Annotated in this window: 2 protein-coding genes and 2 pseudogenes; 3 read left to right on the top strand and 1 reads right to left on the bottom strand. The window is 72.4% G+C overall.

What is annotated here, in order from left to right; all coding sequences use genetic code 11:
• A pseudogene (locus KRR26_RS36285) lies at positions 1 to 301 on the top strand (hypothetical protein); the annotation flags it as partial.
• Positions 302 to 390: 89 nt separating this feature from the next.
• On the opposite strand, the gene KRR26_RS36290 reads toward KRR26_RS36285, so the two are convergent.
• On the bottom strand, positions 391 to 636 hold the full coding sequence (locus KRR26_RS36290) for a hypothetical protein (protein WP_120206645.1): 246 nt from the start codon (positions 634 to 636) through the stop codon (positions 391 to 393).
• Between the two features lie 298 nt (positions 637 to 934).
• On the opposite strand from KRR26_RS36290, the gene KRR26_RS36295 reads away from it, so the two are divergent.
• On the top strand, positions 935 to 2287 hold the full coding sequence (locus KRR26_RS36295; RefSeq protein WP_120206644.1) for an RtcB family protein: 1353 nt from the start codon (positions 935 to 937) through the stop codon (positions 2285 to 2287).
• 193 nt (positions 2288 to 2480) lie between these two features.
• Positions 2481 to 2940: pseudogene (locus KRR26_RS36300) on the top strand (TIGR02266 family protein); the annotation flags it as partial.

Raw genomic sequence — 2940 nt, forward strand, 5'->3', positions numbered from 1 at the left:
ACCCCGTCGCGAGGCGCAGCGCGCCGCGGGTGCGCCGCCCGTGCTCGTGCCCGCGCAGGGTCGCTCGCCGGCCGCGCATGCCGCCACGCCGGCACCGCGCGCGCCCGGGGGTTCGCAGGGCGCGGGCCCGGTCATGACGTTCCAGCCGGAGCTGCGGCGGCTGACGCCCAACGTGGTCGCGCTGCGCGTATCGCCCCAGGCTCGCTGGGTCATCATCCGCTCTGAGACTCCGCTGGATGTCAGCCGCGCGGAGCGGCTTCCCGAGGTGGCGACCGACGAGGCGGTGGACGCCCTTCACTGAAGCTGGGGGGGTCGCCCCCGCTCGCGCGCGGAAAGTGGGGCTCACGCGCGCGAGCGACGCAGGGCTCGAGCCCCGGTCACCGCGCATCACTACATCGGCACGGACTTCTTCGGATCGAAGGCGGGCTTGCGCGGCTCGGTGGCGTTCACCTGGGCCTCGCAGTGACTGCTCTTGCGGTTCGGATGGCAGTGCCGCACGCCGTAGACGTGGTGGCACCCACACGCATCCACGCGCTTCTTCGCGCAGACAGACGGGTTGAACACCGGCCCGGCCGCCGGCTCCAACGGACCCGCGTGCAGCGCCACCGCCAGGAATGCCCCGCTCAGGAATCCCATCGCCCACCCCCTGGATGCTGGTGGGAGAATTGGGAATGCGCACCGGATGCGGCAAGTGTGGCCCCGCTCGACTGCCGCCCATCGCACGCCCTCGCATTGGCGCTCGGACATCCCCCTGTCCCAGGGGCTGGGCGCAGCGTCCCGCATCTGTCACAAGGCAGGAGGCCGCAGGTCTCCGCCTAAGCCCTGCGACAGGAGGCCGCAGGTCTCCGCCGCGATCAGGCAGCGAGAGGCCGTCAGACCCGGCGGATGTTCGCGTCGCTCGCGGCTGTTCAACCCTGGGTGGGCAAGGTGCGCCATGAGCTGGAAGCAGATTCTGGAGAAGGTCAGCGAGGGCCACTACGTCCTGCCTCGCACCAAGACGATGCGGGTCCACGCGGACCTCTTCCTCTCGGACAAGCTGCTGTGGGGTGAGGGGCCCGAGTCACCGGGGCTGGAGGACACGGTCTTCGCCCAGGTGGTGAACGCGGCCTCGTTCCCGGGCGTCACGCGCGTCGCGGTGACACCGGACTGCCACGTGGGCTACGGCGTGCCCATTGGCACGGTGGTGGAGACGGACGGCGTCCTGCTGCCCACCGCCGCCGGCTATGACATCGGCTGCGGCATGGTGCAGCTGCGCACCTCGCTCACGCTGGAGGACGTGGCGGATCCCTCCAAGCGCCGCCAGTGGATCAACGACGTCACCTCGCGCATCGCGGTGGGCGTGGGCTCCAGCCGGGTGCAGAAGCAGCGGCGCGTCTCGGACGGCACCTTCGCGGACGTGGTGCGCCATGGCGCCAAGGCCCTGGGCCGCGGCTCCTCCGTCACCGAGCGCGACTTCGTCCCCGTCGAGGACGATCGCGTGGACATCCCCGACCGCGCCCGGGACAAGCGCGGGCAGCTGGGCAGCCTGGGCGGCGGCAACCACTTCATGGAGATGCAGGTCGACGAGACCGGCCACGTCTGGGTGATGCTGCACACGGGCAGCCGAGGCTTCGGGTGGAACATCGCCAAGCACTTCTTCGTGGCGGGCGCGCAGCACCTGGGCCTGAAGCAGCGCAGCGAGGACTTCATCTGGCTGGACGCGGACAGTCCGCTGGGCCGCGACTACTGGAACCTGCACAACATGGCGGCCAACTTCGCCGTGGCCAATCGGCTCATCATCGGAGAGGCCGTGTGCGACGCGCTGGAGGATGTCTTCGGCGGCACGGCCAGCATCTATTACGAAATCAGCCACAACCTCATCCAGCGGGAGGCCGGCAAGTTCGTGGCCCGAAAGGGCGCCACCCGCGCCTTCCCCGGCGGGCACCCCGCGCTCAAGGGCACCCCGTGGGCGGCCACCGGCCACCCCATCCTCATCCCCGGCTCCATGGAGACCGGCAGCGCCATCCTCTTCGCCGAGCCGGGCGCGCAGAAGTCCATCTACTCCGTGAACCATGGGGCGGGGCGCCGGCTGTCCCGCGCCGCCGCGCGACGGGAGCTGCAGCAGGCGGAGACGGACCGCCGCATGGCCGAGGCGGGCATCCTGCTCAACACCCGGACCACCCCCCTGGATGAGTCGGGGCCCTGCTACAAGAACCTCGACGACGTGCTGGAGACGGTGGAGCAGGCGGGCCTCGCGCGGGTGGCCCACCGGCTCAAGCCCCTGGCCTGCATCAAGGGGACGGACTGAGCCTGCCTGCCCGCCCGGAGTAGGCCGGTGGGGCCGTGACGCCCCAGGGCGTTGGTACCTGGGGCTCGTGAGCCCGGCCGGGGGAGGCTAGAGTGGCGCCCCTCTGGAGTCTCCACCGATGAGTCCGTCGTCTCCCGCAGCCCGTATGCCTCCCGCATCGCGCGAGGCTGAACTCACGCGCGCCGAGGCCGACATGTCCGGCTTGGAGTCGCGTCTGGCGGAGCAGTTCGCCCGCGCGCAGCAGGACGCCGCCGCGCTCACCGCGCGGTTGACCCAGGTGCGCGCGGCGCTGGCTCGCGCCCAGGCGGAGCCCGGTGCCGCGCCCCAGCTCCAGGAATGGAGCACGTGGCTGCAAGCCTCCAGCGTGCCCGCGCTGTCCGTGGAGGCCGAGCGCGAGCGCGCGCTGGAGGCCCGCGAGAGCGCCCTCGACAGCCGGCGACAGGCGGGGCTGGAGGTCCAGTCCGCGCTGCGCGTGCACCAGGAAGGCACCGCGCAGCTCGCCCAGACGCTCTCCGAGGCCGAGGCCGGGCTGAAGCAGTTGGCCGATGCGGCCGCCGCCCGCGCCCGCGCGCAGCAGGAGGCCGCCGCCCGCGCCCGTCAGGCCGAGCAGGCCCGCGAGGCGCCGCCCCGCCCTCCGCCGCCTCGCGCGACGC

The organism is Citreicoccus inhibens, assembly GCF_019039035.1.
Classification (GTDB): Bacteria; Myxococcota; Myxococcia; order Myxococcales; family Myxococcaceae; genus Citreicoccus; species Citreicoccus inhibens.